Source organism: Novosphingobium album (ex Liu et al. 2023), assembly GCF_029076845.1.
Lineage (GTDB): Bacteria > Pseudomonadota > Alphaproteobacteria > Sphingomonadales > Sphingomonadaceae > Novosphingobium.
Genome location: NZ_JARESE010000124.1, coordinates 1 through 1,856, shown reverse-complemented (window position 1 = coordinate 1,856; position 1,856 = coordinate 1). Strand labels below are relative to the sequence as shown.

Genomic DNA, 1,856 nt, shown 5'->3' with positions numbered 1-1,856 from the left:
TCACCAAACAGCGGGGCCTCAGTCCGCGCAGCATCTACCACACGCTGCGCTTTGCCGACCGCTTCATGGACCACCGCTTCGGTGCGGACATGATCGATCTGACCGGCCTTCGGCCCGTTGACGCCGTCGGGTTCGTTCAACACTTGCTGTCGCGGGGGCGGCCATACCGGGACAAGAGTGCAGTGACGCATCTGCGCACGTTCTTCCAGTACCTGTTCGCACGAGGCATCACCGCGACCAACCTTGCCCTAAGTGTGCCCAGAGCAGCGACGGCCCGCGACAAGCGCCTTCCCCGGCATCTGCCGCCTGAAGGCGTCGAAGCCGTGCTCGACTGGGTTCGCCGAAATCCCCGGCACGGCGTTCGCGATTACGCGATGCTGCTGCTTATGGCGCGGCTCGGGCTTCGCGCGCCGGAAATCATCAGGATCGAACTTGGCGATATCGACTGGCGTTCAGGCGAACTGACGGTGCGCGGCAAAGGCAAGTTGCATGACCGTGTGCCCATCACCCCCGAGGTCGGCGAAGCCCTAAGCCGGTACCTGAGGGAGGAACGCGGACCGACCGACTGCCGGACCTTGTTCGTCACCCAGCGAGCACCGCATCGACCGTTCAAGAATAGCCAGATCGTCAATGCCCTGATCAAGGATGCGCTCGATGCGACCGGTCAGAAGCCCGCCACGCCCTATGTGGGGTCGCATGTTCTGCGCCACAGCCTTGCCACGCAACTCATAAATCATGGCGCTTCACTCGACGAGGTCGGCGACATGCTGCGCCACCGGTCGCGCGGTTCCACCATGATCTACGCCCGGCTTGATATCGAAGGCTTGCGATCCATTGCCCAGCCCTGGCCAGTGGCGGGAGGTGCACAATGAGCCTTGCCAGCCAGCTTGACCGCTATCTCGCCGTTCGCCGTAGCCTCGGCTATGACCTCAGGACTTCCGAACGTGTGCTGCGCCGCTTTATACGCTTTGCCGACGATACGGGCGCGAAGCATGTCGATCCCGACCTGTTCCTGCGCTGGGACGCCAGCCAGCCTATTGCCGGGTCATCCACCCGGTCTGCCCGGCTCGGAATGGTGCGGCTGTTCGCTCTTTGGTTGAGCAGTGTCGACCCGGCGCATGCAGCGCCGCCGCGCGGGTTGTTGCCCGACCGCACAACGCGCAAACGGCCATACATCTACAGCGAAGCCGAGATCGGGGGCATCATCGCAGCGGCCAGTGAACTGCCTTCCACCTACGGGATGCGTGGGCTGACATGTTCGACCTTCTTCGGCCTGATCGCTGTCACGGGACTCAGGATCAGCGAAGCGCTGGCGCTGGATACCGACGACCTTGATGCAGCAACCGGAGTGCTGCGTGTCCGGCATGGCAAGCTGGGAAAGGAGCGCCTGCTGCCACTCAATCCGACTGTCGTGGACCGGCTGACCGCCTACACGACCGAACGTGACCGGTTGCTCGGTCGCGCGCCCGGGCAGCTCTTCGTCAGATGCAACGGTGACCGGCTCAGCGAATGGTCGGCGCGGGCCAGCTTCGCACGGGTCAGTCGAACAATCGGGCTGCGGGAATACTCGCGGTTCAAGCTGCACGGGAAAGGACCACGCATACATGACCTTCGTCACACCTTCGCGGTTCGGACCATGATCGACTGGTATCGCACAGGCAAGGATCCGGCACGCGAGATGATCAAGCTGACGACCTGGCTTGGCCATGCCAACCCTGACCACACGTTCTGGTACATCGAGGCCGTGCCCGAACTGCTGGAACTGGCGATGGCGCGCGCCACGCGCCTTAGCGGGGAGGCTGAGCAATGACCGCCATGACCTTGCCCGCACTGATCCAGCGCTTCTTCACCGACCG

At 63.5% G+C, this 1,856-nt stretch carries 2 protein-coding genes; both read left to right on the top strand.

The window, feature by feature from the left end; translation table 11 throughout:
- On the top strand, positions 1-872 hold an 872-nt coding region (locus tag PYV00_RS24340), incomplete at its 5' end, for a tyrosine-type recombinase/integrase (RefSeq protein WP_275230929.1).
- The gene (locus PYV00_RS24335; protein WP_066554113.1) at positions 869-1,810 is read left to right on the top strand and encodes a tyrosine-type recombinase/integrase; all 942 of its coding nucleotides are present in this window, start codon (positions 869-871) and stop codon (positions 1,808-1,810) included. The genes PYV00_RS24340 and PYV00_RS24335, both read left to right, overlap by 4 nt.
- Positions 1,811-1,856: the final 46 nt, after the last annotated feature.

Coding starts and splice junctions, on each gene's coding strand:
- PYV00_RS24335 (WP_066554113.1), top strand. CDS start 869: ATGAGCCTTGCCAGCCAGCTTGACCGCTATCTCGCCGTTCGCCGTAGC.